At 67.4% G+C, this 25519-nt stretch carries 26 protein-coding genes; 11 read left to right on the plus strand and 15 right to left on the minus strand.

The window, feature by feature from the left end:
- Positions 1-14: 14 nt before the first annotated feature.
- The 3 genes from smc to WFK98_RS04010 form a co-directional block, all read right to left on the minus strand.
- Entirely contained in the window at positions 15-3476 is a 3462-nt protein-coding gene (gene smc, locus WFK98_RS04000; RefSeq protein WP_336799347.1) for a chromosome segregation protein SMC, read from the minus strand.
- A 162-nt stretch (positions 3477-3638) separates the two neighbouring features.
- On the minus strand, positions 3639-4274 hold the full coding sequence (locus WFK98_RS04005) for a DsbA family protein (protein ID WP_266339848.1): 636 nt from the start codon (positions 4272-4274) through the stop codon (positions 3639-3641).
- A gap of 137 nt (positions 4275-4411) precedes the next feature.
- Positions 4412-4918 (minus strand): DUF721 domain-containing protein, encoded by a 507-nt coding sequence (locus WFK98_RS04010; protein ID WP_336799348.1) that lies wholly within the window; start codon positions 4916-4918, stop codon positions 4412-4414.
- Positions 4919-5146: 228 nt separating this feature from the next.
- Between WFK98_RS04010 and WFK98_RS04015 the strand changes: the two genes are divergently transcribed.
- The 5 genes from WFK98_RS04015 to atpF all read left to right on the plus strand — a co-directional run bounded on the left by WFK98_RS04015 (position 5147) and on the right by atpF (position 7845).
- Positions 5147-5539: an AtpZ/AtpI family protein gene (locus tag WFK98_RS04015; protein ID WP_266339850.1), complete on the plus strand. Its 393-nt coding sequence runs from the start codon at positions 5147-5149 to the stop codon at positions 5537-5539.
- A 58-nt stretch (positions 5540-5597) separates the two neighbouring features.
- Positions 5598-6350, plus strand: coding sequence for a F0F1 ATP synthase subunit A (locus WFK98_RS04020; protein WP_266339851.1), 753 nt, complete (start codon positions 5598-5600; stop codon positions 6348-6350).
- Positions 6351-6412: 62 nt separating this feature from the next.
- Positions 6413-6640: a F0F1 ATP synthase subunit C gene (locus WFK98_RS04025; protein WP_266332970.1), complete on the plus strand. Its 228-nt coding sequence runs from the start codon at positions 6413-6415 to the stop codon at positions 6638-6640.
- Positions 6641-6732: 92 nt separating this feature from the next.
- Positions 6733-7347 carry a F0F1 ATP synthase subunit B gene (locus tag WFK98_RS04030; RefSeq protein ID WP_266339852.1) on the plus strand — a complete coding sequence of 205 codons (615 nt, stop codon included), beginning with the start codon at positions 6733-6735 and terminating at the stop codon, positions 7345-7347.
- Between the two features lie 12 nt (positions 7348-7359).
- Positions 7360-7845, plus strand: a complete 486-nt coding sequence (atpF, locus tag WFK98_RS04035; protein WP_336799349.1) for a F0F1 ATP synthase subunit B — start codon at positions 7360-7362, stop codon at positions 7843-7845.
- Here the strand turns inward: atpF and WFK98_RS04040 are convergent.
- The 4 genes from WFK98_RS04040 to WFK98_RS04055 all read right to left on the minus strand — a co-directional run bounded on the left by WFK98_RS04040 (position 7838) and on the right by WFK98_RS04055 (position 11624).
- The gene (locus tag WFK98_RS04040; protein WP_336799350.1) at positions 7838-8554 is read right to left on the minus strand and encodes a ribonuclease HII; all 717 of its coding nucleotides are present in this window, start codon (positions 8552-8554) and stop codon (positions 7838-7840) included. The genes atpF and WFK98_RS04040 overlap by 8 nt on opposite strands.
- A gap of 157 nt (positions 8555-8711) precedes the next feature.
- A complete protein-coding gene (locus WFK98_RS04045) occupies positions 8712-9500 on the minus strand; it encodes a hypothetical protein (protein WP_266339855.1) in 789 nt (262 codons plus the stop codon).
- 107 nt (positions 9501-9607) lie between these two features.
- Positions 9608-10360 (minus strand): NYN domain-containing protein, encoded by a 753-nt coding sequence (locus WFK98_RS04050; RefSeq protein WP_266339856.1) that lies wholly within the window; start codon positions 10358-10360, stop codon positions 9608-9610.
- Positions 10361-10472: 112 nt separating this feature from the next.
- On the minus strand, positions 10473-11624 hold the full coding sequence (locus tag WFK98_RS04055) for a PA0069 family radical SAM protein (protein ID WP_420909646.1): 1152 nt from the start codon (positions 11622-11624) through the stop codon (positions 10473-10475).
- Between the two features lie 101 nt (positions 11625-11725).
- On the opposite strand from WFK98_RS04055, the gene WFK98_RS04060 reads away from it, so the two are divergent.
- Complete coding sequence (locus tag WFK98_RS04060; RefSeq protein WP_266339857.1) at positions 11726-12319, plus strand: glycosyltransferase; 594 nt, start codon at positions 11726-11728, stop codon at positions 12317-12319.
- Here the strand turns inward: WFK98_RS04060 and moaB are convergent, their stop codons facing one another.
- The 4 genes from moaB to WFK98_RS04080 form a co-directional block, all read right to left on the minus strand.
- Complete coding sequence (gene moaB / locus WFK98_RS04065) at positions 12320-12874, minus strand: molybdenum cofactor biosynthesis protein B (RefSeq protein WP_336799351.1); 555 nt, start codon at positions 12872-12874, stop codon at positions 12320-12322.
- Between the two features lie 65 nt (positions 12875-12939).
- Positions 12940-13860, minus strand: coding sequence for a 4-(cytidine 5'-diphospho)-2-C-methyl-D-erythritol kinase (locus WFK98_RS04070; protein WP_336799352.1), 921 nt, complete (start codon positions 13858-13860; stop codon positions 12940-12942).
- Positions 13857-15881 (minus strand): tetratricopeptide repeat protein, encoded by a 2025-nt coding sequence (locus WFK98_RS04075; protein WP_336799353.1) that lies wholly within the window; start codon positions 15879-15881, stop codon positions 13857-13859. The genes WFK98_RS04070 and WFK98_RS04075 overlap by 4 nt, the downstream gene beginning before the upstream one ends.
- Positions 15882-16024: 143 nt before the next feature.
- A complete protein-coding gene (locus tag WFK98_RS04080; protein WP_266339861.1) occupies positions 16025-17044 on the minus strand; it encodes a polyprenyl synthetase family protein in 1020 nt (339 codons plus the stop codon).
- Between the two features lie 226 nt (positions 17045-17270).
- Between WFK98_RS04080 and WFK98_RS04085 the strand changes: the two genes are divergently transcribed.
- The 4 genes from WFK98_RS04085 to WFK98_RS04100 all read left to right on the plus strand — a co-directional run bounded on the left by WFK98_RS04085 (position 17271) and on the right by WFK98_RS04100 (position 19478).
- Positions 17271-17501 (plus strand): putative signal transducing protein, encoded by a 231-nt coding sequence (locus WFK98_RS04085; RefSeq protein ID WP_266339862.1) that lies wholly within the window; start codon positions 17271-17273, stop codon positions 17499-17501.
- Between the two features lie 3 nt (positions 17502-17504).
- Positions 17505-18335, plus strand: coding sequence for a tRNA1(Val) (adenine(37)-N6)-methyltransferase (locus tag WFK98_RS04090; RefSeq protein ID WP_336799354.1), 831 nt, complete (start codon positions 17505-17507; stop codon positions 18333-18335).
- Positions 18336-18363: 28 nt separating this feature from the next.
- Entirely contained in the window at positions 18364-19221 is an 858-nt protein-coding gene (locus WFK98_RS04095; protein WP_336799355.1) for a S49 family peptidase, read from the plus strand.
- A gap of 65 nt (positions 19222-19286) precedes the next feature.
- Positions 19287-19478 (plus strand): hypothetical protein, encoded by a 192-nt coding sequence (locus WFK98_RS04100; RefSeq protein ID WP_336799356.1) that lies wholly within the window; start codon positions 19287-19289, stop codon positions 19476-19478.
- 21 nt (positions 19479-19499) lie between these two features.
- On the opposite strand, the gene WFK98_RS04105 is transcribed toward WFK98_RS04100, so the two are convergent.
- From WFK98_RS04105 to WFK98_RS04120, 4 genes are all read right to left on the minus strand, one after another.
- Entirely contained in the window at positions 19500-19895 is a 396-nt protein-coding gene (locus tag WFK98_RS04105) for a hypothetical protein (protein WP_336799357.1), read from the minus strand.
- 219 nt (positions 19896-20114) lie between these two features.
- Positions 20115-20597 carry a hypothetical protein gene (locus WFK98_RS04110; RefSeq protein WP_336799358.1) on the minus strand — a complete coding sequence of 161 codons (483 nt, stop codon included), beginning with the start codon at positions 20595-20597 and terminating at the stop codon, positions 20115-20117.
- Between the two features lie 341 nt (positions 20598-20938).
- Complete coding sequence (gene glyS, locus WFK98_RS04115; RefSeq protein WP_336799359.1) at positions 20939-23149, minus strand: glycine--tRNA ligase subunit beta; 2211 nt, start codon at positions 23147-23149, stop codon at positions 20939-20941.
- Positions 23150-24034: a glycine--tRNA ligase subunit alpha gene (locus WFK98_RS04120; RefSeq protein WP_336799596.1), complete on the minus strand. Its 885-nt coding sequence runs from the start codon at positions 24032-24034 to the stop codon at positions 23150-23152. It abuts the gene before it with no gap.
- Positions 24035-24297: 263 nt separating this feature from the next.
- Here WFK98_RS04120 and acuI point away from each other — a divergent pair, with 263 nt between their 5' ends.
- On the plus strand, positions 24298-25287 hold the full coding sequence (gene acuI / locus WFK98_RS04125; RefSeq protein ID WP_336799360.1) for an acrylyl-CoA reductase (NADPH): 990 nt from the start codon (positions 24298-24300) through the stop codon (positions 25285-25287).
- The last annotated feature ends 232 nt before the right edge of the window (positions 25288-25519 follow it).

Consider the following 25519-nt stretch of genomic DNA (forward strand, 5'->3'; position numbering starts at 1 on the left):
CCCGGCGAGGCGGGCTAGCCCGCCTCGCGATACTGCTCGGCCGTCTCCAGATCGACGGAGACCAGCTGGCTGACGCCGCGCTCGCCCATCGTCACGCCGAACAGCCGGCTCATCCGCGCCATGGTGATCGGGTTGTGGGTGATGGTGACGAAGCGGGTGTCGGTCGTCCGCGCCATCTCGTCGAGCAAATTGCAGAAGCGCTCGACATTGTGGTCGTCGAGCGGCGCGTCGACCTCGTCGAGCACGCAGATCGGCGCCGGATTGGTCAGGAACACGGCGAAGATCAGCGCCATCGCCGTCAGCGCCTGCTCGCCGCCGGAAAGCAGCGTCATCGTCTGCGGCTTCTTGCCGGGCGGGCTGGCCATGATTTCGAGGCCGGCTTCCAGCGGATCGTCGGATTCGGTCAGCTGCAATTCGGCCGCGCCGCCGCCGAAGAGATGGGTGAACAGGCGCTGGAAGTGGCCGTTCACGACGTCGAAGGCGGCCAGCAGCCGCTCGCGACCCTCGCGGTTGAGGCTGGCAATGCCCTGGCGGAGCCGGCGGATCGCCTCGATCAGGTCGTCGCGATCCTTGATCAGCGCCTCGCGCCGGCCGGCCACTTCGATCGCCTCGTCATCGGCGCGAAGATTGACGCCCCCGAGCTTCTCGCGCTCCTGCCGCAGCCGGTCGAGGCGTGTTTCGAGCTGGCCGAGGTCGGGCATCGGCGCGGCCGGATCGATCTCGGCGAGCTTCACCACCTCATGCGGCTCGCAATCGAGGATCTCGAGGATGCGCGATTCGATTTCGAGCCGGCGCTCCTGCGTCGCCTTCAGCCTCTCCTCGCCGCGTCCGCGCTGTTCGCGCGCCTCGGAAAGGGCCGTCATCGCGTCCTGCGAGGCCCTGTCGAAGCTGGACAGCGCCTTCTCGCCTTCGCGCAGCGCGTCGGCGGCATCGCGCTTGGCGGCCTCGGCCCGGGTGATCTCCGAAAGCAGCGCCCGCCGCTTCTGCTCGATCTCGGCCGGCGCGTCGGCAAGCCCTGTCCGTTCCGCCTCGATCTCCTTGCGGCGACCGGCGAGGATGCGGCCCTGGCTCTCGGCGTTGGTGGCGCGTTCGCGCCAGTTCTTGCCTTCGACCGCGATCGCCTCAAGCCGGCGGCGGCGAACCTCCGTCTCGCGCGTCAGGCCATCGGCGGCGGCGCGGGCTTCCGAAAGCGCGCCGCGCTCCTCGGCCACGGCGCCGCGGAGAATCATGACCTGCTGCTGGGCGGCGAGCGGATCGGCCGCTTCGGCCAGCGCGGATGCGGCGCTCGCGTGCTGAGTTTCCGTCTCGGTGACCGAGGCAGCCACCCGCTCGCGCGATTCTTCCAGCGCGGTGCGCCGGCTGGTCAGGCGGCCGGCCTCGCGCTCCACGGCGGCAAGGCGGTTGCGGGCTTCATCCAGCGCGCGCTGCGCGGCGCGGCCGGCATCGCGCACCAAACGTTCCTGCTCCTGCGCGGTGCGGGCGGCAAGCGCCGATCGCGCCAGCGCCGCCTGATGCTTTTCGACCTCGGCGCGGGCGCTGGTGGCCGCTTCCTGCAGTTCCGCCAGCCGGTTGCGGTTGGCGAGCCGCATGGCCGCCGCTGTCGGCGCCTCGGCGGTGGCGACATAGCCGTCCCAGCGCCAGAGGTCGCCCTCGCGCGAGACGAGAAGCTGGCCGGTCTTCAGAAGATTCTGGAGGGTGGGTCCGTCGGTGCGGGCGACGATGCCGACCTGCGCCAGGGCGCGCGTCAGAAGCGCGGGCGCCTTGACCTTGATCGCCAGCGGCTGCGCGCCTTCGGGCAGGGCCGGATCGTCGACGAGTGGCGTGGCGCCGCGCCAATGCGCCGCCACCTGGCGGTCGTCCGAGGCGTCCAGCGCGTCGCCGAAGGCGGCGGCGAGCGCCGCCTCATATCCCTTGGCGACGGAAAGCGTATCGAGAAGCGGCGGCCGTCTGCCGGCCTGCGCGCCGGAACCGAGGATCTTGGCGAGCGTGCGGGCTTCCGTCTCGATGCCGGACAGCGCGCGTTCGGCCTCGGCCAGGGGCGCTCGGGCTGCCGTCTCGCTGTCGCGTGCCAAGGACGTCTGGCGCTCCGCCGCCTGCGCCTTGGCGTCGGCCTCGGCGACGGCAGCCTCGCCGGCGGCGACCGCTTCCTGCGCCGGGGCGACGCCCGGCAGCGCCGCGATCTGGCTGACCAGTGCCGTCAGTTCGCGATCGACATCCGCCAGTTGCGTACGGGCCCGCGCGGTGCGTTCGCCCGCCTCGCGATGGGCGCGCTCCAGCTCGGACTTTCGCGCGGCGATGGCGGCATGGGCGGCGGTCGCCTCGGCGAGCTTGCGCTCGGTATCGGCCAGCTTGGCCTCGGCCTGCCGGCGGGCTTCGTCGGCGTCGGCCTGCTTGCCGACAGCCTCGACATCCTCGCGGCGCAGTCCCTGTTCCTCGATTTCGAGCCGGGCCAGGATATCCGCGTTTTCCCGCACCATGCGCTCCTCGCGCAGGATGTCCTCGTTGAGCTGGGCGAGGCGGCGATCGAGATCGACCAGCCGCTCCTTCATCCGCTTCTCGTCGGCGTCGAGTGCGTCGCGGGCGAGCGTCAGCCGCTGCAGCGCGGCGGCGGATCCCGCCTCGGTCTCGCGCAGGGCTGGCAATCCGCTGGCGGCGACCGCCTGGTCGCGGGCGGCGCGGGCCTGTGCCTCGCTGCGAGCCACCACCGTCTCGCCGGCGGCGGCGAGCGCGGTCTCGGCGTCGCGCATCTGCACGGCGGCGGCGAGCATGCGCAGATAGAGGACGGTCGCCTCCGTCTTGCGGATGTCGGCGGAAAGGTTGCGGTAGCGGTTCGCCTGCCGGGCCTGCCGCTTCAGCGCCTCGAGCTGGTTCTCCAGCTCGGAGAGTACGTCTTCGAGACGCTCGAGGTTCTGCTCGGCCGCGCGCAGCCGGAGCTCGGCCTCGTTGCGGCGGGAATAGAGGCCGGAGATGCCGGCGGCCTCTTCCAGCACGGCGCGGCGGGCCTGCGGCTTGGCCGAGATCAGCTCGCCGATCCGGCCCTGGCCGACCATGGCGGGCGATCGCGCGCCCGTCGAGGCGTCGGCGAACAGCAATTGCACGTCGCGGGCGCGCACGTCCTTGCCGTTGATCTTGTAGACCGAGCCCGATTCGCGCTCGATCCGGCGCGTCACTTCCAGGACGTCGGCGTCGTTGAAGGCGGCCGGCGCCATCCGGTCCTGGTTGTCGACCACGAGGGTGACCTCGGCCGAATTGCGCGCCGGGCGCTTGCCACTGCCGGCAAAGATGACGTCGTCCATGCCGGACGCGCGCATGTTCTTGTAGGAGCTTTCGCCCATCACCCAGCGCAGCGCCTCGACGAGATTCGACTTGCCGCAGCCATTCGGCCCGACGACGCCGGTCAGGCCGGGCTCGATCAGGAAATCGGTGTTCTCGACGAAGGACTTGAAGCCGTGGACGCGGAGCCGCGTGAATTTCATGACGCGGGACCGGAACTGGAGGGCGCGGACTGCGAGAAGAGAGACTGCATAGGAAAAACCCTCCCGGCGACGGGAGGGCCTGACATTGGATCGAACGGAAGATAACCGTCGCGAAGACGCCTCGGCGACGTCGCGACGGCGGACAGCGGAAGGGGCGGGCGCTTAGGCCAGCAGCTTGTCCATTTCCTCGATCGTGAGGGCACCCGGGTTCCTGTTCCCGTTGATGAAGAAGGTCGGGGTGGCGTTGACGCCGAAGACGTTCGCGCCCCGTTCCTTGACGGCATTCACTCCATCGAGCAGGGCCTGGTTTTTCAAGGTGAGCTCGAAAGTCTCCTGTGTAAAACCAACCTGCTTGGAAAGCTCGAGAAGGGCGGGGACGGGGTTGTCGACGAAGGCCCACTTTTCCTGCTGGTCGAACAGGAGGTCGACCATGGGGAAGAAGTTGTTGTTGGGGGCGGCGTGGCACAGCATGATGGCGGCCGTCGCCAGCGGGTCGAGCGGGAAGTCGCGGAGGATGAAGTTCACCTTGTTGGTGTCGACATACTTTTCGCGGAACGGCTTCCAGGTCGTGTCGTGGAAGTGCTTGCAGTGCGAGCAGGTCAGCGAAGCGTACTCGACGACGCTTTGCGCGGACTTCGGGTCGCCGAGCTGGTTGTCACCGAGCGGACCGGGCTTCAGCAGTTCGGCGAGGTCGACCTTGTCGGCGGCGGCGGCCGAGCGCGGCAGCATCGACACGGCGCCGAGGGCGAGCGAACCGGCACCGACCTGGCCGAGAAACTGTCTGCGATTGAACTTCAAGATCCTGCATCTCCTTTTGCCCCGGCGCCGTACTGGCGTCCGGACAGCGGAACGAATGGCACGCTTGGCGCGAAACCTACCACATCAAATATGGCGTTTCTCGATAAGTTGAAGGGAGAGGGGCTTGCCGCCGGTCGTCAGGGACGCCTGGCCGAGGCGTAGACGCCGCGCCCGAGCCGCTCGAGCGCCTGGCGCAATCCGTCGCTTTCGACCGAGGCGACCGTTTCGATCACCTGGGCCTCTTCGGCGGGCGAGAGCGGGGCAGGGGCGACGGCCGCCTTGCGCGGAGACGACACCGCACCCTGCACGATCTTTAGCTGCGACACAGCGCCGAAGCCCAGGAAGCCGTTGATCCGGTCCAGCATGACGCCGGTCTCGTGCTGCAGGTAGATCGCCATGCCGGCGTCGACGCGGACGACGAGCGTGGCGCCCGCCGGCGCCTTCGCCTGGTCGCGCCGCGGCCAGGTGATCTTTTCGGGCATCGTGGTGGTCGCGTAGCGCGGTCCCACGATGTCGGCCCAGGACGAAATCAGGTCGGCGGTAGCGAAGCCGCGCTTGGCGCAGACTGGCGCGATCACGCTTCCGATCAGCGCGCCGATCGACTGGGCGCCGGACTTGACCTTGGGATTGGGATTGTCGCTCATGCCCGTCTTGTCGCACGACGGCGGGGCGCTGTGAACGTGCCGCTCGTCAGGGATTCGCCGATTCCGTCAAAATGTCTCAGCGACGATTTGATTAATTCTAATGATTTCAATAGCTTGTGAATGAATTCCGGCTCCTTGACACGAGTTGGAGGCGTCACTATGGTGCGCGCGGTTTCGGGGCGGTACTAAGCTTTGTGAGGCTTTCTCGTACTTGGCAGGGATGACGCGATGAGCGACATGGGTTCGCCAAGTGACGAAGAGAAGATCAGGCGGATGGCTGAGGACGAAGCCGCGCTCTCGGCAAGGCTGCGCGCGCTCAGTCACAAGCTGGACAAGGCTCGTGACGAAGCGCAGGCGGCCGAGCGGGCACAGCCGTCGAACGAGGTTACTGCGCGGGGCATGAGCCTCGCGTTTCGTATCGTCGGCGAGTTCGTGTCGGGCGTGCTGGTCGGTGCCGGCCTCGGCTGGCTTATCGATCACTGGCTAGGCACATCCCCCTGGGGCTTGATCGTGCTCTTGCTGCTCGGTTTCGTTGCGGGCGTCCTGAACGTCCTGCGCGCGGTCGGCAAGGTTGCGCAGCCCGAGGCTCGGCAGGTGTCGCGCCGGGGCAAGAAAACGTAGTTATCAATACGGTCGCGGCATTGGCTGCGGTCAGACTCTGGCGAAGAAGGCGGGCTCGGTGGCGAACGATCCGATCCATCAGTTTCACATCAAGGAATTCTTCCCGCTCGGCCAGTTCGGCGGCATGGAGTTCCACTTCACCAATTCCGCCTTTGCCATGATCGCAACGGTGGTGATCGTGACGGGTTTCCTGCTCATCTCCACGGCGAAGCAGAGCCTGATCCCGGGTCGCCTCCAGTCCGTCGCGGAAATGGCGTACGAATTTGTCGCGGGAACACTCCGATCTAGTGCCGGCAAGGAGGGGATGCGCTTCTTCCCCCTCGTGTTCTCGCTGTTCATGTTCATCCTGGTCGCGAACTTCTTCGGAATGTTCCCCTATTTCATGACTGCGACCAGCCAGATCATCATCACCTTCGCCCTGGCGATGACCGTGATGCTCACGGTGGTGATCTACGGTTTCGTCCGCCACGGCTTCGGCTTCCTCGGCCTGTTCGTGCCGCATGGCGTTCCGATGGCGGTCGTGCCGCTGGTTTCGGCGATCGAGGTCATCTCGTTCCTGTCGCGTCCGATCAGCCTCTCCGTCCGTCTCTTCGGCAACATGCTGGCCGGTCACATCACGCTCAAGGTCTTCGCCGGCTTCGTCGCCAGCATGGCCGGCCTCGGCGCCATCGGCGTCGGCGGCGCGATCCTGCCGCTGGTCATGACGGTCGGCCTGACCGCTCTCGAATTCCTGGTGGCATTCCTCCAGGCCTACATCTTCACGGTCCTTACCTGCATGTATCTGAACGACGCCCTCCACCCCGGGCATTGATCAGCAGGTCGGCGAAGGTACACGTTCTTCCAACCCGAAATTTCGACTTCAAGGAGCATAAAATGGAAGCGGAAGCTGCAAAGTTCATCGGTGCTGGTCTTGCTTGCTTTGGCATGGCCGGAACGGCTCTCGCCCTCGGCAACATCTTCTCGAGCTACCTGACGGGCGCGCTGCGCAACCCGTCGGCTGCCGATGGCCAGTTCGGCCGCCTCATCCTCGGCTTCGCCGTCACCGAAGCGCTGGGCATCTTCTCGCTGCTCGTCGCGCTGCTCCTGCTCTTCGTGGTCTGATCCCGTCAGGCCGCCTTCGGGCGGCCGGGTGAAGCCTCATGCGGCGGCCTCGGGCCGTCGCATGTCAATTGTATTTCGATCTGGGGTCTTCGATGACTTGGTTCATCTCGCCTGCATACGCCGAGGATGCCGCGCCAGCGTCGGCTCCGGCCGACGGCCAGCCGGCGCCGACTGAGACTCACACCGAGGTCGGTCACGCGGCAGGGGAGAAGGCTCCTTTTCCGCCTTTCGATACCCACAAGTACCCGTCGCAGATCCTCTGGTACGTGATCTGCTTCGGCCTTCTCTACCTCCTGATGAAGCGCGTCCTCGTGCCGCGTCTCAGCACGATCGTCGAGGGCCGCGCTGCGCGGATCGCCGGTGATCTGGAGGAGGCGCAGCGCCTGCGCGTCGAGTCCGACAAGGCGCTCGGCACCTACGAGAAGGCTCTTGCGGATGCGCGCTCTTCGGCTCACGCCATTGCGCAGTCGGGGATGGACGAGGCCAAGGCCGCTGCCGTCAAGCAGCGCGCGGAAATCGAGTCCTCGCTGAGCGCCAAGCTCGACGCCGCCGAAGCGCGGATCGGCGAGATCAAGGCGAAGGCGCTTGGCGATGTCGGCGCGATCGCCGAGGAAACCGCTTCCGCCGTCGTCGCGGCGCTGTCGGGCCAGCAGCCGACTTCGGACGAGGTGGCAGCCGCCGTCTCTTCCGTGTCGTCGTCGAAGTAAGGGGCTGAGATCATGGAATTCGATGCTTCCTTTTTCGCACTCGTCGGCCTGATCCTCTTCTTCGTGCTGCTCGCCTTCGTCGGCGTGCACACGAGCCTGGGCAAGGCGCTCGACAAGCGCGCCGAGAGCATTGGCAAGGACCTGGACGACGCCAAGCGTCTCCGCGAGGAAGCGGCGGCCTTGCTCGCCGACTACCAGAAGCGGGCGCGCGAGGCCGAGGCCGAGGCGCAGACCATCGTCGAGAAGGCCCGTCGCGAAGCCGCGGCGATCGCCGACGAGGCGAAGGCCCAGATGGAAGACTATGTCACCCGTCGCACCAAGATGGCCGAGGACAAGATCGTCCAGGCCGAGCATCAGGCTCTGCAGGAAGTGAAGGCGCTTTCCGCTGATGTCGCGATTGCTGCGGCCGAGAAGATCCTGTCGGCCAAGCTCAAGGGCGCGGCCGGCGCCGATCTGGTCGCCTCGTCGATTGCCGACGTGAAGAACCGCCTCAACTGACGAGGAATTCCTCGTCGAAACGATCCACGCCGTCGGCACTGCCGGCGGCGTTTTCTTTTGCGAGCAGCGCACGGATGGGCGCGAAGCTGGTCCGGTGCAGCGGGCAGGCGCCGAGGCTGGCGAGCGCGTCGAGATGGAAGGCGGTGCCGTAGCCGACATGCCGCTCGAAGCCATAGTCCGGATAATGCGCCGCGGCGCGCACCATCATGCGGTCGCGTGTCACCTTGGCGACGATCGAGGCGGCGGCGATCGATACGGAGCGGCCGTCGCCCTTGACGAAGGCCTCGCCGCGGCAGGCGAGGCCAGGCGGCACGTCGTTGCCGTCGACGAGCACATGGTCGGCCGCATGTGGCAGGCCGCGGACGGCCTGCGCCATGGCCCAGAGGGTCGCCTGGCGGATGTTGGTGGTATCGATCCGGAGCACCGACGCCGCGACCACCGACACGTGCGCCGACGCCATGATCTGTTCGAACAGCGCCTCACGCACGGCGGCAGTCAGCTTCTTCGAATCGTTGAGCCCGTCCGGGATCCGTATGGGGTCGAGGATCACCGCCGCCGCCACGACTGGTCCGGCGAGCGGGCCGCGACCGACCTCGTCGACACCGGCGATCGCCTTGTGGCCGCTGCGGCGCAGCCGTCGCTCGATGGCGTCGGTTGGGACTGGAGGGAGCTCGAACAGGAGCGGCGATTCGGATGTGCGGCGTGCCATGCCGTGAAATTCCGCGACGCGCCGCCCGAATGCAAGGCGGCAGATTGGCGGTGGAGGCGCCACGGCGCGCCACCGCTTGAACACAAACGGGCGCTGGATGATCCCCGCGCCCGTTCGTCGAAAGGTCCTGCAACGAGACGCGCGGAGCGCCGCGCCGTCAGCCGCCGCCGAGCTGGCGGAACTCGTTCTTCAGGAAGTTGCCGACCCGCTTGCCGCGGTTGCGCGCCTTCTGGAAGGCGGTCTGATCGACGAAATAGGTGTGCAGGATGCTGTCGCGCGACATCGGCAGCTCGCCGGTCGGGTCTACCGAGTGCCAGGTATTGTCGCCGACCGCGAAGGCGTAGCCGTGGTTCGGGATGAAATCCATCTGCTTCACCCGCGTGAACTTGCCGTCCGCGCCTCGCGAAGAGAACACGGTGCCGACGCCGTTCAGCGATTCGTCGCGCGGCAGGTAGAGCTGGACTGTGATGCCCTTCCAGTGCGTATCGGTGTGCTCGGCGATCCGGTAGCCGGAGGTGTCGCGCGTCAGCATCGGGATCGGGAAGAAGTCGGTTGGCTTGTAGGCGCTGCCGAAGCGGCGCTTCAGGCCCGGGCCCAGGCGCTCGACGAAGGCGTCGCGCACGACGTCGGAGCAGAGCGCCGCGCCGACCAGGTTCCAGAGCGTCTTCCGGCGGCCCTCCAGGTGGCGCAGATATTCCGGGAAGAGGTCTACCTTGACGCGGGTCGAGCTGCCATCATTGCGGATGTTGACGTTGCCGCGGCCCGCGAGCGCGCGAAAATGCCCGGCCGACGGCATCAGCTCCTGCATTTCGGCATAGACATCGGCCGGGAAGATGCCGTCGAGGACGAGGTGATAGAACGGCTCCTCGAAGGCCTCCGCCGAACGGATCGCCTGAGCGATGTGGCTGGTCAGGTAGTTGAGATCCGTATGCGCGGACTTGAGCACGGGCGCCTCGCATGAAGGGTTATGGAATTGTCACACTCTAGTCGGCGCGGCGGCGGGGGGCAATTGCGAACGCGCCGGTAGCGGCCGCTCCTGCACGCAACCCCGGATCATTTCACCTTGAGGCGGATCATCACCGCGCGGCCGCCCGCTTCGAGATCGACGCGGCGGACCTCAACGCCGGCCATGGTATCCATGAGGTCGACGAGCTTGCGGAAGCCGTAGTTGCGCGGGTCGAAGTCGGGCATGCGCTTCGACAGGATTTGTCCCACCTGGCCGAGATGCGCCCAGCCATCGTCGCCGGAGACGTCCTCGATGGCGGCGAAGATGTCGTCGCGCGGCAGGCGCGGCGCCGTCTGGGGCGTGGCCTTGGTCGCCTTGTTCGAGGCGCCGTTTCCTTCCTGGCGCTCTTCGGCCAGCAGCAGGTCGCAATAGAAGAAGCGGTCGCAGGCTGCGACATAGGGCTTGGTCGATTTCTGCTCGCCGAAGCCATAGACGGCGAGGCCGTCCTCGCGGATGCGGCTCGCGAGCGTGGTGAAGTCGCTGTCGCTGGAGGCGATGCAGAAGCCGTCCAGGCCCTTCTCGTGCAGCATGTCCATCGCCTCGATGGCGAGCTTCATGTCGGTGGCGTTCTTGCCGACGGCGGCCGGCGGCACATGCACCGGCGTCAGCGCGTGCGAATGGAGAAGGGGCTGCCACTGGGTCATCGCGCTCGAGGCGAAGTGGCCGTAGACGCGGCGGATGACGACGCGGCCGATGGTCGAGGCCTCGCGGATGATGATCGGCAGGAAATCGGCGCGGACATTGTCGGCGTCGATCAGGAGCGCCAGCTTCTGTGTCGCCCCGGGATGTGGATCCGCCAATTTTCACTCCGATCGTTGCGATGGAGGCGCCTGCTGGACCATGACGCGGCGCGCCTGTCACCCGCGCGCCAGATGCATCCTCCTAGCACAAATGTGGAAGGCTGCGGCTGATTTAGAACAGGCTGAGCTGCGCCGGGGGCTGCACGGGCGGGGAAAACTGGTCGGTCCGGAGCTTCAGGTGGCGGCGATTGAGGCCAAGGCGCTGGGCCGCGATCTCGAAACGGCGGCCGATCTGCCACGCATAGGGACCTTCGCCCTTCTGCCGCTTGCCGAACTCGGAATCATAGTCCTTGCCGCCGCGCATCGAGCGCAGCACGGAGAGGACATGACGGAAGCGGTCCGGATAGTGCCGCAACAGCCATTCCTTGAAGATCTCGCTGACCTCGAGCGGCAGGCGCAGCAGCACGTAGCCCGCCTCGGTGGCGCCGGCTGCCGCCGCCGCGTCGAGGATGCGCTCGATTTCCGAATCGTTCAGCGCCGGGATGACGGGCGCGACCAGCACGCCTACCGGGACGCCGGCGTCGGCAAGGCCGCGCAGCGCGTCGAGCCGGCGGCCGGGCGTCGCCGCCCTCGGCTCCATGTCGCGCGCCAGCTTGCGGTCGAGGGAGGTGATCGAGAGCGCCACCTTGGCGAGGCCGCGCTCGGCCATGCGACCGAGAATGTCGACGTCGCGCAGCACCAGCGCCGACTTGGTGACGATGCCGACCGGGTGGTTGAAGCGCTCCAGCACCTCGAGGATGTCGCGCATCATCCTGTGCTGGCGCTCGATCGGCTGGTAGGGATCCGTATTGGTGCCGATGGCGATCGTGCGCGGCTTGTAGCCGGGATCCGAAAGCTCCTTTTCCAGCAGCTTGGCGGCGTCGGGCTTGTAGAAAAGCTTCGATTCGAAATCGAGCCCCGGCGACAGGCCCATATAGGCGTGCGTTGGCCGGGCGAAGCAGTAGGAGCAGCCATGCTCGCAGCCACGATAGGGATTGATCGACCGGTCGAAGGCGAGATCCGGTGAATCGTTGCGGGTGATGATGGTGCGCGCTTTCTCCGGCATCACCTCGGTCTTGAAGGGCGGCAGTTCGTCCAGCGTCTGCCAGCCGTCGTCGAACGGGATCGACTGGAAGCGTTCGAAGCGCCCAGAGCTGTTGCTCTGGGCGCCGCGGCCGCGCCGACGGTCAGGGTCGATCGGCGCGGCCAGGGATGGCTCCGCGGGCATGAGCAGCGGGTCGAGATGCGGGGGGAGGGAGCGGGCGAGCGACATGCCCTGACTCATACGCCGCGACAGGGAACAAAACAAGAACAATGCATCTTGCGACGCAACGTCTCTGCTGTTTCGTCTCGCAGTCGCAAAAAAGTCGGTCTAAGATCGAAACGATGATCAGCGTGATCCTTTCCACTCAGAACGATGAAATGGCGTTGGCCCACGCGCTGGCGGCGCTCGTGCCGGCGGCTGCCGACGGCACCGTGCGCGAGGTCATCGTGGTCGACGCCCGCTCGACGGACGAGACGCTTGCCGTCGCCGACGCGGCCGGCTGCAAGATCGTCGTCGGTTCCGGCGATCGCGGCGCCGATCTCGCGGCGGGCGCGGCTGCGGCGCGCTCGGACTGGCTGCTCTTTCTCTCGCCCGACGTCATGCTGGAGCCCGGCTGGCAGCGCGAGGTGCGCGACTTCATGGATCGACTGGCGATGTCGGGGGCGGGCGGCAATCGCGCTGCATCCTTCCGCCATGCCGATGCCGGTTTCGGCTGGCGCGCGCGCCTTTCGGAGGTTCGCGCCTCGGTACGCTCGCGCCTGTTCGCCTCGCCCTCGCGCAAGGAGGGTCTGCTGGTGCCGGCGAGCCTCTATCGCGCCGTCGGTGGCCATCGCGCGCGGCCCGGCAATGTCGAGCGCGATCTCGCCCGCCGCATCGGCCGCGGGCGCCTTTCCTTCCTGCGCTCGCGCGCCGTATCGCGGACCGTGGTGGCCTGATCAGGCCTGGAGCTTGCCGCGCTTCAGGTGCTCGTCCAGGCGCGGCATGATCTCGACGAAGTTGCAAGGCTGGCTGCGATAGTCGAACTGCACGCTGAGGATGCCGTCCCAGGCGTCCTTGCAGGCACCGGGCGAACCCGGAATCGCGAAGATGAAGGTCGAGTTCGCGAGCCCCGCCGTGGCGCGCGACTGGATCGTCGACGTGCCGATCTTGTCGTAGCTGATGCGATGGAACACTGCCGAGAAGCCGTCCATACGCTTCTCGAACAGCGGCTCGACCGCCTCGGGCGTGACGTCCCGGCCGGTGAAGCCGGTGCCCCCCGTGGTGATGACGACGTCGATCTCCGGATCGCTGATCCAGCAGGAGACGATGGTGCGGATCTCGTCGATATCGTCGGGGACGATCGCCCGCTCGGAAAGGGTGTGGCCGGCGGCTTCGATCCGGTCGGCGAGCGTCTTGCCGGACTTGTCGTCCTCAAGCGAGCGCGTGTCCGATACGGTAAGCACGGCGAAACGGACCGGAATGAACGGAAGGCTTGGGTCGGTCTTGGTCATGGCCCGGATCCTCGTGCGCGCTGCTGGGGCACAGAGATATCCCTCGGCGAGGGCGGAGGAAAGCGCTAGCTGCCGGCCGTCATGGTTGCGACGACCCACCATGCCGGATGGGCGTTGGAAAGAGCGGCGGCGGCGCGCTCGGCCTCGGTCCACGTGGCGAAGAGTCCGAATATCGTGGCGCCCGATCCGGACATCCGCGCCAGCCGGCAACCGTCCGTAGCCGCCATCTCGGCGAGACTCGCCGCGATCAGGGGCAGGGCGGCGATTGCCGGATTCTCGAGGTCGTTGCGCGTCGTCTTGAGCCATTCAGCGACGGCTTCAGCGTCGGAGAAGACGGGCGGCAATGCTGGCAGCGGCGGATTGTCGGCCCGGGCGAGGCCACGGAAGACGGCAGGAGTCGAAACGGCGACGCCGGGATTGACCAGCACCATCGGCAGCGAGGGGAACCCCGGCAGGGGTTCGATCGTCTCGCCGATGCCGGTCGCCCGGAGTGGCGTCGAGATCAGGCACATCGGCACGTCGGCGCCGAGCCTCTCCGCCTGCGTCCGCAAGGTGTCGGCCGCCGTCGCAGGCAGGGGGGCGATCTCGGTCAGCAGGCGGAGCGTCGCCGCCGCGTCGGCCGAACCGCCGCCGATGCCGGAAGCAACGGGGAGGCTCTTGGTGAGGCGAAGGTCGAAGCCGTCGATCCGACCGCCGGCCGTCGTATGGGCGAGCGCGGCGCGCAGCACCAGATTGTCGGGGCCGGCCTCGAGCCCGGCCGCGAAGGGGCCTGTAATCGTGAGCCGCGGCTCGGTCGTGGAAGGGTTGGCGATCGCCTCGATCGCGTCGCCGATCCCGGCGAACGCGACGAGGCTGTCCAGCAGGTGATAGCCATCGGCGCGACGGCCGATGACGTGTAGGGCGAGGTTGATCTTCGCCGGCGCGAAGGCCGCGCCGAGCCGGCGGCCCGGCCCGGCGACGGGCCGGACGTCTTCCGCCGCGGTCACTGCGCCGTGTCGAACTGCGGAATGTCGATGACCAGGCCCGGCACGATGAGGTTCGGGTTACTGAGCTTGTCGCGATTGGCGGCGATCAGCCGGCTGTAGAGTTCGCCGTCGCCATAGACCTTGAGCGCGATCTTCCAGAGGCTGTCGCCGGCGCCGATGGTGATGCGGCTCGGGCCTTCCGCGCGCGGCGAGGTGGCGGAACCGGCCTTGGCCGGCTCGCTGTTTGACGCATCGGTCTTGGTCGTGTCGGTCTTGGCGCTGTCGTCCTTCGACTGTGCGGCCTTTTCCTCCGCCTCGACCTTGTCGAGACCGTGCGCGAGCTTGGCGAGGATGCGTTCCTTGTCCGCCGGCTCGGGGTTCAGGTCGCGGGCATGCGCCCACTGGAACGTCGCCTCGAGCTTGCGGCCGACCTTCCAGTAGGCGTCGCCGAGATGGTCGTTGATGGTGGCGTCGTCGGCCTTGATCGAGATGGCGCGCTCGAGCTGCGCGACGGCTTCGTCGTACTTGCCCTGCTTGTAGTAGGCCCAGCCGAGGCTATCGACGATGTAGCCGTCATTCGGCCGGAGCTCGACGGCCTTCTTGATCATGTCGGTGGCGCGGTCGAGGTTGAGACCGCGATCGATCCAGCTGTAGCCGAGATAGTTGAGCACCTGCGGCTCCTCGGGCGCAATTTCCAGCGCCTTGAGGAAGTCCGCCTCGGCCTTGGCCCATTCCTGGCCGCGCTCATAGGCGATACCGCGGAAATAGTAGATCAGCCAGTTGCGCGGATTGTCCTCGGTGAGGGCGTCGATCGCCTTGGTGTAGAGCTTGGACGCCTCGCCATAGCGCTTGCCGGTGCGGTTGATCGTGGCGAGCGTCGTCAGCGCGTCGATGTCGCGCGGGTTGGCGGCGATGAGACGCTTCAGCCGCTTGATGGCCTGGTCGGACTTGCCGGCTGCGTCGAGGCTGAGGGCGACCTGGAGGTCGGCATTGCGGCGCAGCGGCGAGGTCTTCGCCACCTGCTCGAAGATGGGGATCGAGCGGTCGAAGCGCTGCGCGTTCTGCGTCAGGTCCCCGAGCGCCATGATGACGAGGTCGTTGGACGGCTGCAGGTAATTGGCGAGCCGCAGGTAGATCGTCGCGAGGTCGGCGCCGCCATTCTCGCCGCCAAGCGCCGAGCCCAGGCCGTACAGAACCTCGCCGGCGCCTTCCTGCGCGTTGCGCACGAGCGGCGCGGGCTTCTTGCCGGCGTTGAGCTCCTTCTGGAGCGCGGCGATGACGGGATGGCCGACGCTGTTCTCGGTGAAGCTGATTAGGGCCTTCTTGGCCTCGTCGACCTTGCCGGCGCGCGCCAGGATCCGGGCGTAGGCCTCGGTGACGCGGAGCGAGCCGCCTTCGGCCTCATAGGCGGCCGTGATCGCCTTCACCGCCGCGTCGGTGCGGCCGGCGTTTTCGTTGATCAGCGCCGTATTGAAGTTCTTGAACACCGAATACCATTCGGGGCCCTGCATGGTGTCGACGATCTTCAGCGCCGCGTCGGTCTGGCCCTGGCCCTGCGCCGCCCAGGCGGAAAGCAGGCCGGACGAGATATTGGCGAGCGGACCGCGGTCGCTCTTGCCGAGATGCTTGCCCGCCTCGGCGAACTTCTTGTCCTTGAGCGCCTTCACGCCGAGGACCATCTGGCCCATCCGCATTTCCGGGTCGAGCTCGACCAGCCGCTGAGCCAGCGGAATGGCGCGATCGATGCGGCCATTGGCGATCAGCAGCGTGAACGTCCGTTCGAGCAGGATCGGATTATCGGGATCCTGGCTCAGCGCTTCCTCGAACAGCGCGGTCGCCGAATCATAGTCCTGCGCCGAGATCGCGCTGAGCGCCGCCAGATAGCTGCCGGAAAGCGTCGGCATCGCGTCGTCGAGCAGTTCGGCGACCGATGGTTCGCCGCGCGCCGCGGCTCCGGCCATCAGGCTGGTGCTGGCGAGCAGGGCAAAGCACACCGCAACGGTGCGAAGCGGTCGGACGAGGGAAGGCAGCGTGCGGCGCATCGAAATCCTGTCTGATACCGAGTGCAGGTATGGATCCTCGTTCACGAGGTGGTCCATGAGGATGGCGCTTTTGAGACCACCCCGCAAGCGGCAGCACCGCGAGCGGCGGCAGTTTCCCTGCCGCCGCTCGCGGTGGCTGGCTGTCAGTGCGCGCGCTCGATGCAGAAATCGATGACTTCGAGCAGGGAGGCCTTCCAGGCGCTTTCCGGGAAGGTCGCCAGCGCGTCGCGCGCCACCGTGCCGTAGTGGCGGGCGCGCTCGATCGTCTCCTCGATCGTCTTGTGCGAACGCAGCAGGCCGATCGCCTTTTCGAGGTCGCCGTCCTGGATCTCGCCCTTTTCGAGCGTGCGCTGCCAGAAGGCGCGCTCGGCCTCGGAGCCGCGCCGGTAGGCGAGCACGACCGGAAGCGTGATCTTGCCCTCGTGGAAGTCGTCGCCGACATTTTTGCCGAGATCGGCGGAGTTGCCGCCGTAGTCGAGCGCGTCGTCGATCAGCTGGAAGGCGAGGCCGAGATTGGTGCCGTAGGAACGGAAGGCGGCGCGGGCGTCGCGGCCCTTGTCGGCGATGATCGGGCCGACTTCGGCGGCGGCCGAGAACAGCGCCGCCGTCTTGGCCTTGATCACGGCCAGGTATTCGTCCTCGGTGGTCGCCATGTTCTTGGCGGCCGAAAGCTGCATTACCTCGCCCTCGGCGATCACCGTGGCGGCGGCGGAAAGCACGTCGAGCGCGTCGAGCGAGCCGACCTCGACCATCATGCGGAAGGCTTGGCCGAGCAGGAAATCGCCGACCAGCACGCTTGCCTGGTTGCCCCAGACCATGCGCGCCGTCTGCTTGCCGCGCCGCATCTCGCTCTCGTCGACGACGTCGTCATGCAGGAGGGTTGCGGTGTGCATGAACTCGACACTGGCCGCGAGCTTCACATGCGCATCGCCGCGATAGCCGGACATTCGCGCCGCCGCAAGCGTCAGCATCGGACGCAGCCGCTTGCCGCCAGACGAGATGAGATGCTGGGCGACCTCGGGGATCATCTCCACATCAGACCCGGCCTTGGACAGGATGATCTGATTCACCAGATCCATATCGGCCGACACAAGCGCGACGAGAGGTTCGATCCGGGCTGCGCCCTTCTTCTTGCTCTCGTCGAGCGGAACTACCAATCCCACGGGCAACGCTCCCGGTTCGCCTCTGTTTCGCCGGGGACAATAGGGGGGGAGAAGGATCGGAACAAGTGACACGATGGCCCACGGAGGCACGGAAGGGACGGATCGACGATTTTGATGCTGCGGCGCGGCAGCGTTGACGCCGCGATGCACGCATCATTGCCGCCGCGCCCGCCCGGCCTTAGGGTCGAAGCTGTGGAACATTGCCGGATGCGGCCTTCGAGGGGATATGGAAGAGCTTATTCGTACCAATGACATCGTGCTGATTTCTTTTGTCGAGGCGCTCCTGAAGGATGCGGGCATCGAGCATCTCGTCGTCGACCAGAACATGAGCGTCATGGAAGGTTCGCTCGGCGTGCTGCCGAGGCGGATTCTTGTGACGAGCGACGAGGTCGAGGATGCGCGCGCACTCCTGACCGATGCGGGAATCGGCGACGAACTGCGGCCGGAGACGAGATAGGCGATGCTGGCGTCCGCGATCGAGACCACGGTCGATGCGTTCCTGGGCGGCCGCGTCGAGGCGGTGCAGCCGGCGCGGGGGCATCATCGTTCCGGTCTCGACGCGGTCATCCTCGCTGCCGCGCTCGGCGCGGGCGCATCCGGCCGCGCGGTCGATCTCGGCGCGGGAGCCGGCGTCGCCGGTCTTGCACTGGCGGCCCGGGCTGGCCGGCTGCGGCTGGTGCTGGTCGAGCGCGAGCCGGATCTCGTCGCCTGCGCGAGCGAGGCGCTTGCCCGGCCCGCCAATGCCGGCTTCGCCGCCCGGGTCGAGGTGGTGCGCGCGGATCTCCTTGCCGGTGCGGCGCGCAAGGCGGCGGGTCTCGAAGCGGCCAGCTTCGATCATGCCCTGATGAACCCGCCCTTCCACGATGCCGGCCGCGTCCGTGCCTCGCCGGATGATTTCCGCGCCCGCGCGCATGTGCTGGGCGTGGGCGGGCTGGATGACTGGTTCCGTGCCGCCGCCGCATTGGTCCGGCCGCAGGGCACGCTGTCGACGATCCTGCCGGCCGACAGGCTGCCGGCGATTCTCGCCGCCTGCGACGGCCGCTTCGGCGGCCTGGCCGTGCTGCCGCTGCACCCGCGCGCCGACGATCCCGCGACGCGCGTGCTGGTGCGCGGCGTCAAGGGCAGCCGCGCCGCGATGCGCCTGCTGCCCGGTCTCGTGCTGCATGGTGGCTCCGGCTCCTCGTTCCAGCCAGGCCTTGTCGCGATCCTGCGCGACGGCGCGTCGCTTGCCGATATCCATCCCGTCTGGTCCGACCCGCAATGGGGCGAGGCCGCAACCGATCCCTCCTGAAGGTCTGATCGCCGTGTTCCAGGATCTCATGTCAGCCATTCGCAAGCGGCTTCCGGCCCGTTTCCGCAAGGAGGAGGTGGTCGTGCCGGTCGTCCGCCTCGCAGGCGTCATCGGCGCCGTCTCGCAGTTCCGCACCGGGTTGACGCTTTCCGGCGTCGCGCCGCTGCTGGAGCGCGCCTTCGCCATGAAGCAGGCGCCGGTGGTTGGCATCGTGATCAACTCGCCGGGCGGCTCGCCGGTCCAGTCGCACCTCATCTTCAAGCGCATCCGCGCGCTTGCCGAAGAGAACAAGAAGGACGTGATCATCGCGGTCGAGGACGTCGCGGCGTCCGGCGGCTATCTGATCGCCCTCGCCGGCGACGTCATCATCGTCGATCCGAGTTCCGTCGTCGGCTCGATCGGCGTCGTCTCGGCCGGTTTCGGCTTCGAGAAGCTGATCGAGAAGATCGGCGTCGAGCGCCGCGTCTATACCGCCGGCGAGAGCAAGGCGATGCTCGATCCGTTCAAGCCGGAAAAGGAATCCGACGTCCAGCACCTGAAGTCGCTGCAGCGCGACGTGCACGACATGTTCATCGATCTGGTGCGGGCGCGGCGCGGCGAGCGGCTTGCCGATGATCCGACGCTGTTCTCCGGCGCCTTCTGGTCGGGGGCGCGAGGGCTGGAACTCGGCCTTGTCGACCGGATCGGCGACCTGCGCTCCTATCTGCGCGGCCGGTTCGGCGACAAGGTGCGCATGGTGCTGGTCGCGCCGAAGCGCGGCGTGTTGGCGCGATTTGGCGGCGGCGGGGCTGGCGGCCTTGCCTCTGCCGCGATTGCGGACAATATGGTGGAGAGTGCGGTTTCCAAACTGGAAGAACGCGCGCATTGGAGCCGGTTCGGGCTCTAGCTGCAGGCCGGGTCTCCGCGCCATTCCAAGGCGGATGGGCCAGGGACTCGACAGGGAAGGATAGGATGATGCCGCAGGTTGTGATGTTGGCGCTTCTCGGCACCTTGGGCGTGATCACCGCCCGGACCCTCATGCGGACGCGCGAGCGCGTCGCGGTCCGGATGCGGGAGGCAGAGCGCGCCATGGCCGAACGTCCCATGGCGACTCTGGTTCAGGATCCTGTGACCGGCATCTACCGTCCCAGCGACCGTGTCTAGTTCCGGGAGCCACCGCTCCGCCTAGAACAGGCGGCGAGAAACCTGTGCGCCCTTGGCGCACTGCCGTTCGGCTGCGCGCCGGGCGTTGCGCGAAATCCCTTCACAGCTGGAAGGCGCCCGGTAGTTCGGGTCGCTGTCGTTCGGGCAGATGCAGGCGACGGCCTGGATCATGCAGCCGGACGGCATGTTGGCATAGCCGAATTCGCCGCAACTCGCCGAAGGCATACCGCCGTCGCCACCGCGATCCGGCCCGCCCGGAACGGTCGAGGACGTCGTGCCGCCCGACGGGTGGGTCGAGGGGCGCGACTGCGCCACGGCCGGCGCGATGTCGGCGATGAACAGCGAGGCGACGGCAAGGGCTGCGAGCGTGAAGGCGGCGCGCTTGCCGGTCTTTCCGGTGTAGGACTTGGTCGTCATGATGGGCTCCTTCGAGCTGGCCATCGATGGCGACGCGATATCCGGATCGACACCCTGTCGTCCGCGCGCCCATGCGATCCCTTTCGGAGATCCTGCGCCGGGAATGCCCCGGCCGACGGCAGGGGCACCATCGCCCTTTCACCAAAATCGCAATATGACCGGGGTCACAGGCGGTGACCCCGGTCGCGAACACGGGGCGTCTAGCCCGCTCGCAGCCTATCACTCCAGCCCGTAGGTCGGCGGCAACGCGCAGTATTGCGGGGCGTTGGAGTAGCCATAGGTGGTGCAATCATAGTCCGGCATGCTGCTGCTGCTTCCGCCGCCCGCGCCGCTCCCCAGGCCGAGCAGCACGCGCTCCAACTGCGTTGGCGTTGGCGTTGGCGTTGGCGTGGGGGTGGGCGTCGGCGTCGGCGTCGGTGAGCCGCTGCCGCCTTTTCCCGGCCAGTTCCAGCCGCCGGGCCAACTGCCCAGTGTGGCTGGATTCGTCCATCCGGAGGATGTGGTTCCCGACTGGATGATGGACAGGGTGCGGGTGACCGGGTTGCTCCCGGAGGTCGAGCCCCTACTCATCGACGGTCCGCCTGCGGTCCCCATGCCGCCGAACGACGTACTGCCCGTGTGATGCTGACCGGCGAATGCTGGCGCCGCCGCGAGCAGAAGCGACGCGGCGAGAGCAAGCGAAATCGATCTTTGATGGTCCATGATATGTGCTCCTTGAGCCCATGCCATCGGCAACGACGTGCAACTCGGGAGACGGCATGGCCGCCCGCGCGTCGATTTTCTGATCGGATGGTTTTTTCGGGGATGTCGCCCCGGCCGAAGGCAAGGGGGGACATCTGCCCTTTTGCGCCCCAGATCAATGCTTCCGGGCGTCACAACGCCGTTACGCTGCGTGAGAACAGGCGAACGGGCCCGGCCGACGGATGCGGCAGCGGGAAAAGCTCTGTCAGTGGAAGCCCTTGCACGGGTTTGTGCGGATGCGCCCGGAGCGGGAAAAAGGCGGGGAAGCGGCCGGGACAGAATGCCCCGGCCGTCCGGTTGTCCTAGCCGCTGACCTTGGCGAAGTCCGCCACGGCGAGTGTGGCGCTGCGGAGCGCGTTGAGCAGGCGGAGGCGGTTGGCGCGGACCTCGGCCTCCTCGGCATTGACCAGCACCTTGTCGAAGAACGCATCGACCGGCGCGCGCAGGCGTCCGAGCGCGGCGATCGCGCCCTCGTAGTCCTCGCGCGCCACGGCCGCTTCTGCCTCGGCGCGGGCCGTCGCGATCGCGACGTGCAGAGCGCGCTCTTCCGAGAGCTTCAGGTGCGCGGCATCGACGGCGCCGTCGAAGCTGTCGCCCTTCTTCTCCTCGGCCTTCAGGATGTTGGCGGCGCGGCGGTAGCCGGCGAGCAGGTTCTTGCCGTCCTCGGTGTCGAGGAACTGGCCGAGCGCCTCGACGCGGCGGGCGATCAGCAGCAGGTCGTCCTGGCCGCCGAGCGCGAACACGGCGTCGACGAGGTCGTGCCGGGCGCCCTGGTCGCGCAACTGAACCTTCAGGCGATCGGCGAAGAAGGCGATCAGGTCCGCGACAATCTCCGGCGTCTTGGCGTCGAGATCGCGCCGCAGCCGGCGGCCATAGCTCTCGAGCGCATTGTCGAGATCCTGCTCGCCATCGACGTCCTGGGTCGTGACGCGGTCCTGCGCCGTCTCATAGGCAGTGAGCGCGTCGGCTTCGGTCTGGTCGTTGTAGCCGTCGATTGCCTTTGCAATCGCCCCGTTGAGCGACAGCCTGGCGTCGATCGAGAGCGCGATGCGGATGACACCGAGCGCGGCGCGGCGCAGCGCATAGGGGTCCTTGCTGCCGGTCGGCTTCTCGTCGATCGCCCAGAAGCCGGTCAGCGTGTCGAGCTTGTCGGCGAGCGCCACCGCGATCGCGACCGGATCCGTCGGCACGCGGTCGCCCGGGCCCTGCGGCTTGTAGTGGTCTTCGATCGCGATCGCGACCGAGGCATCCTCGCCCTGCGCGGCGGCGTAATAGCGCCCCATCAGGCCCTGGACCTCGGGGAACTCGCCGACGACTTCGGTGACGAGGTCGGTCTTGGCGAGCAGCGCGGCGCGGCGCGCTTTGTCGACGTCGGCGCCGACGAGCGGGGCGATGGCTGCCGCGAGCTTTTGCAGGCGCAGGATGCGCTCCGCCTGGGTGCCGAGCTTTTCGTGGAAGACGATCTGCTCGAACTTCGGCAGCCGGTCTTCGAGCCGGGTCTTCAGGTCGGTGTCGTAGAAGAACTTGGCGTCCGACAGACGGGCGCGGATGACGCGGCCATTGCCGGCCGTGATCGCCGCGCCGCCGTCCTTCGCCTCGATGTTCGAGACCAGTACGAAGCGGTTGGCGAGCTCGGAGGTGCCGGGCTTGCGGACGACGAAGCACTTCTGGTTAGCGCGGATGGTGGCGCGGATCACCTCCGGCGGAATGCCGAGGAACTCTTCCTCGAAGGTTCCGACGAGCACGACCGGCCATTCGACCAGACCGGCGACTTCCTCGAGCAGGCCCTCGTCCTCGACCAGCTCCAGCCCGAGCGCGAAGACGCGGTCGCGCGCATCGTGCAGGATGATGTCCTTGCGGCGATCGGCGTCGAGCACGACCGATGCATGCTCGAGCTTCTCGATGTAGTCGTCGAAGCGCTTCACCGGGATCGCGCTCGGCGCGATGAAGCGGTGGCCATGCGTGATCTTGCCCGAGCGGAGGCCGTCGACGTCGAAGTCGATCACTTCCGGCTCTTCGGTTTCCGGGCCGAAAGTGCAGACGATCGACTGCAGCGGGCGCACCCACTGCAGCTTGCCGCTGCCCCAATGCATGGACTTCGGCCAGGGGAACGACCGGATGATGGCGGGGATCGCCGCGGCGATCACGTCCTTGGTGTCCTGGCCAGGCTTATGGATGTGGGCGACGTAGAAATCGCCCTTCTTCGGATCCGAATGGATATGCGCCTGATCGAGCGAGGTTAGTCCCGCACCGCGCAAAAAGCCCTGGATCGCGGCGTCGGGGGCGCCGACCTTCGGCCCCTTGCGATCCTCGTGCGTCGCGGCCGACTGGGCCGGAATGCCGTTGACGGTCAGCGCGAGGCGGCGCGGCGTCGAGAACGCCTTGGCGCCCTCATAATGCAGGCCGGCCTCTATGAGGGCGTCGGTGACGAGCTTCTTCAGGTCTTCCGCCGCCTTGCGCTGCATGCGCGCGGGGATTTCCTCGGAGAAAAGTTCAAGCAGGAGATCGGGCATTTATTCTTTCCCCCCGGCCGGGGTTTCCAGCCAGGCGGCGCCGCAGGCCTTGGCCAGTTCGCGCACGCGCAGGATGTAGCTCTGGCGTTCGGTGACCGAGATCACGCCGCGCGCGTCGAGCAGGTTGAAGGCGTGGCCAGCCTTGAGGCACTGGTCATAGGCGGGAAGCACCATGCCGCCGGCGGCGAGCAGCGCCTGGCATTCCTTCTCGCAGTCCTGGAAGCGGCGGAACAGGATCTCCGTGTCGGCATACTCGAAATTGTGCCGCGAATATTCCTGCTCGGCCTGCTTGAAGACGTCGCCATAGGTGACCTTCTCGTCGCCCTCGCGGCCGTTGAAGTTCAGGTCGTAGACGTTGTCGACGCCCTGCACATACATGGCGAGGCGCTCGAGGCCGTAGGTGAGCTCGCCCGAGACCGGATTGCACTCGATGCCGGCGACCTGCTGGAAATAGGTGAACTGCGACACTTCCATGCCGTCGCACCAGCACTCCCAGCCGAGGCCCCAGGCGCCGAGCGTCGGGTTCTCCCAGTCGTCCTCGACGAAGCGCACGTCATGCAGCGCCATGTCGATGCCGATGGCGCGCAGCGAGTCGAGATAGAGCTCCTGCAGGTTCGGCGGGTTCGGCTTCAGGATGACCTGGAACTGGTAGTAGTGCTGCAGGCGGTTCGGGTTCTCGCCATAGCGGCCGTCCTTCGGCCGGCGCGAGGGCTGCACATAGGCGGCCTTCCACGGCTTCGGACCGAGCGAGCGCAGCATGGTCGAGGGATGCGAGGTACCGGCGCCCACTTCCATGTCGTAGGGCTGCAGGATCGCGCAGCCATAGTCGGCCCAGAAGCGCTGCAGCGTCAGGATCAGGCCCTGGAAGGACCGGTCGGGGCACATGTGGGGAGGAAGTGTTTCGAACACCGGCAAACCTTGAGAAATTCGGACGCGTGGCGTGATGCGACGCGAAGGCGGCGCACCCTAATCGGGCGGCGCCCGCCCGGTCAAGGAAGCGCGGCGCGGTAGCGCCCGGAACGCGCGTCCAAAGGGGCGCCAATCGCGCCTTTCTGAACCATGGCCGGGGCTGCGGACTTATCGAAGAGGTTCCAGCTTCCTATGATCGGATGCATCCCGCCGATCGTCAAACCAGGAGGAGATCTCCGATGCCCGGCTTCAAGGCCATCCTGATCCAGAAGGACGCGAGCGGCGAGCAGTCATGCGGTTTCGTCAGCCTGACCGACGCGGACCTGATGGAGGGCGATGTCACCATCCGGATCGAGCGCTCGACCGTCAACTACAAGGACGGCCTGGCCGTCACCGGACGGGCGCCGGTCGTGCGCCGCTTTCCGATGGTGCCGGGCGTCGATGGCGTCGGCATCGTCGAGCAGTCGGCCTCGCTGTCCTTCAAGCCAGGCGATCGGGTGCTCCTGAACGGCTGGGGCGTCGGCGAACTGCATCTCGGCGCCTGGGCCGAGCGGGCGCGCTGGAAAAGCGACTGGCTGATCGCGCTGCCCTCCGGATTCTCGCCGGACGAGGCGATGGCGATCGGCACGGCCGGCTACACGGCGATGCGGGCGGTGATGGCGCTGGAGCGTCACGGCATTCATCCGCCGGCGGGACCAGTGCTGGTGACCGGAGCGGCCGGCGGCGTCGGCTCGGTCGCTGTCGCCCTGCTGGCCGGGCTCGGCTATCACGTCGTCGCCTCGACGGGGCGCCCGGAAGAGGCGGACTATCTGAAGGGGCTCGGCGCCAGCGAGATCATCCCGCGCTCCGATCTCAACGGCGCCGGCAAGCCGCTGGCGCGCGAGCGCTGGATCGGCGCCATCGATGTCGTCGGCGGCCAGACGCTCGCCAATATCCTGTCGATGATCCGCTATGATGGCGCCGTCGCCGCCTGCGGGCTCGCGGGTGGTCTGGAGCTTCCCACCACCGTGGCGCCGTTCATCCTGCGCGGCGTCACGCTCTACGGCATCGATTCTGTCTATGTGCCGAAACCCGTCCGCATCGCGGCCTGGGACCGCCTCGACCGCGATCTCGACCGCAGGAAGCTGGCGGCGATGACGAAGCGGATTGCGTTCGAAGACGTGATCGACGCCGCACGCCAGATCGTCGATGGCAAGGTCCGCGGCCGGCTGGTGGTCGAGGTCGGGTAGGGGAGGCTTCGGTTCGGCGTTTCAGGAATGCGGCTCGCCGCCTGGCCACACTCCCCGTCATCCCGGCGAAAGCCGGGATCCATCCTTTTCGGTTTCCGCGGTGTTACGGCCCGTCGCCTTGCGATGCACGCCATCGCGCCTGGTCGGCGTCCCGAGTGGAAGGGCTGAGCCCGTCAGATCGGTGGATCCCGGCTTTCGCCGGGATGACGGCGAGGGGATGGAAGCGCCGACG

Source organism: Kaistia sp. MMO-174, assembly GCF_037147815.1.
GTDB classification, from domain to species: domain Bacteria; phylum Pseudomonadota; class Alphaproteobacteria; order Rhizobiales; family Kaistiaceae; genus Kaistia; species Kaistia nematophila.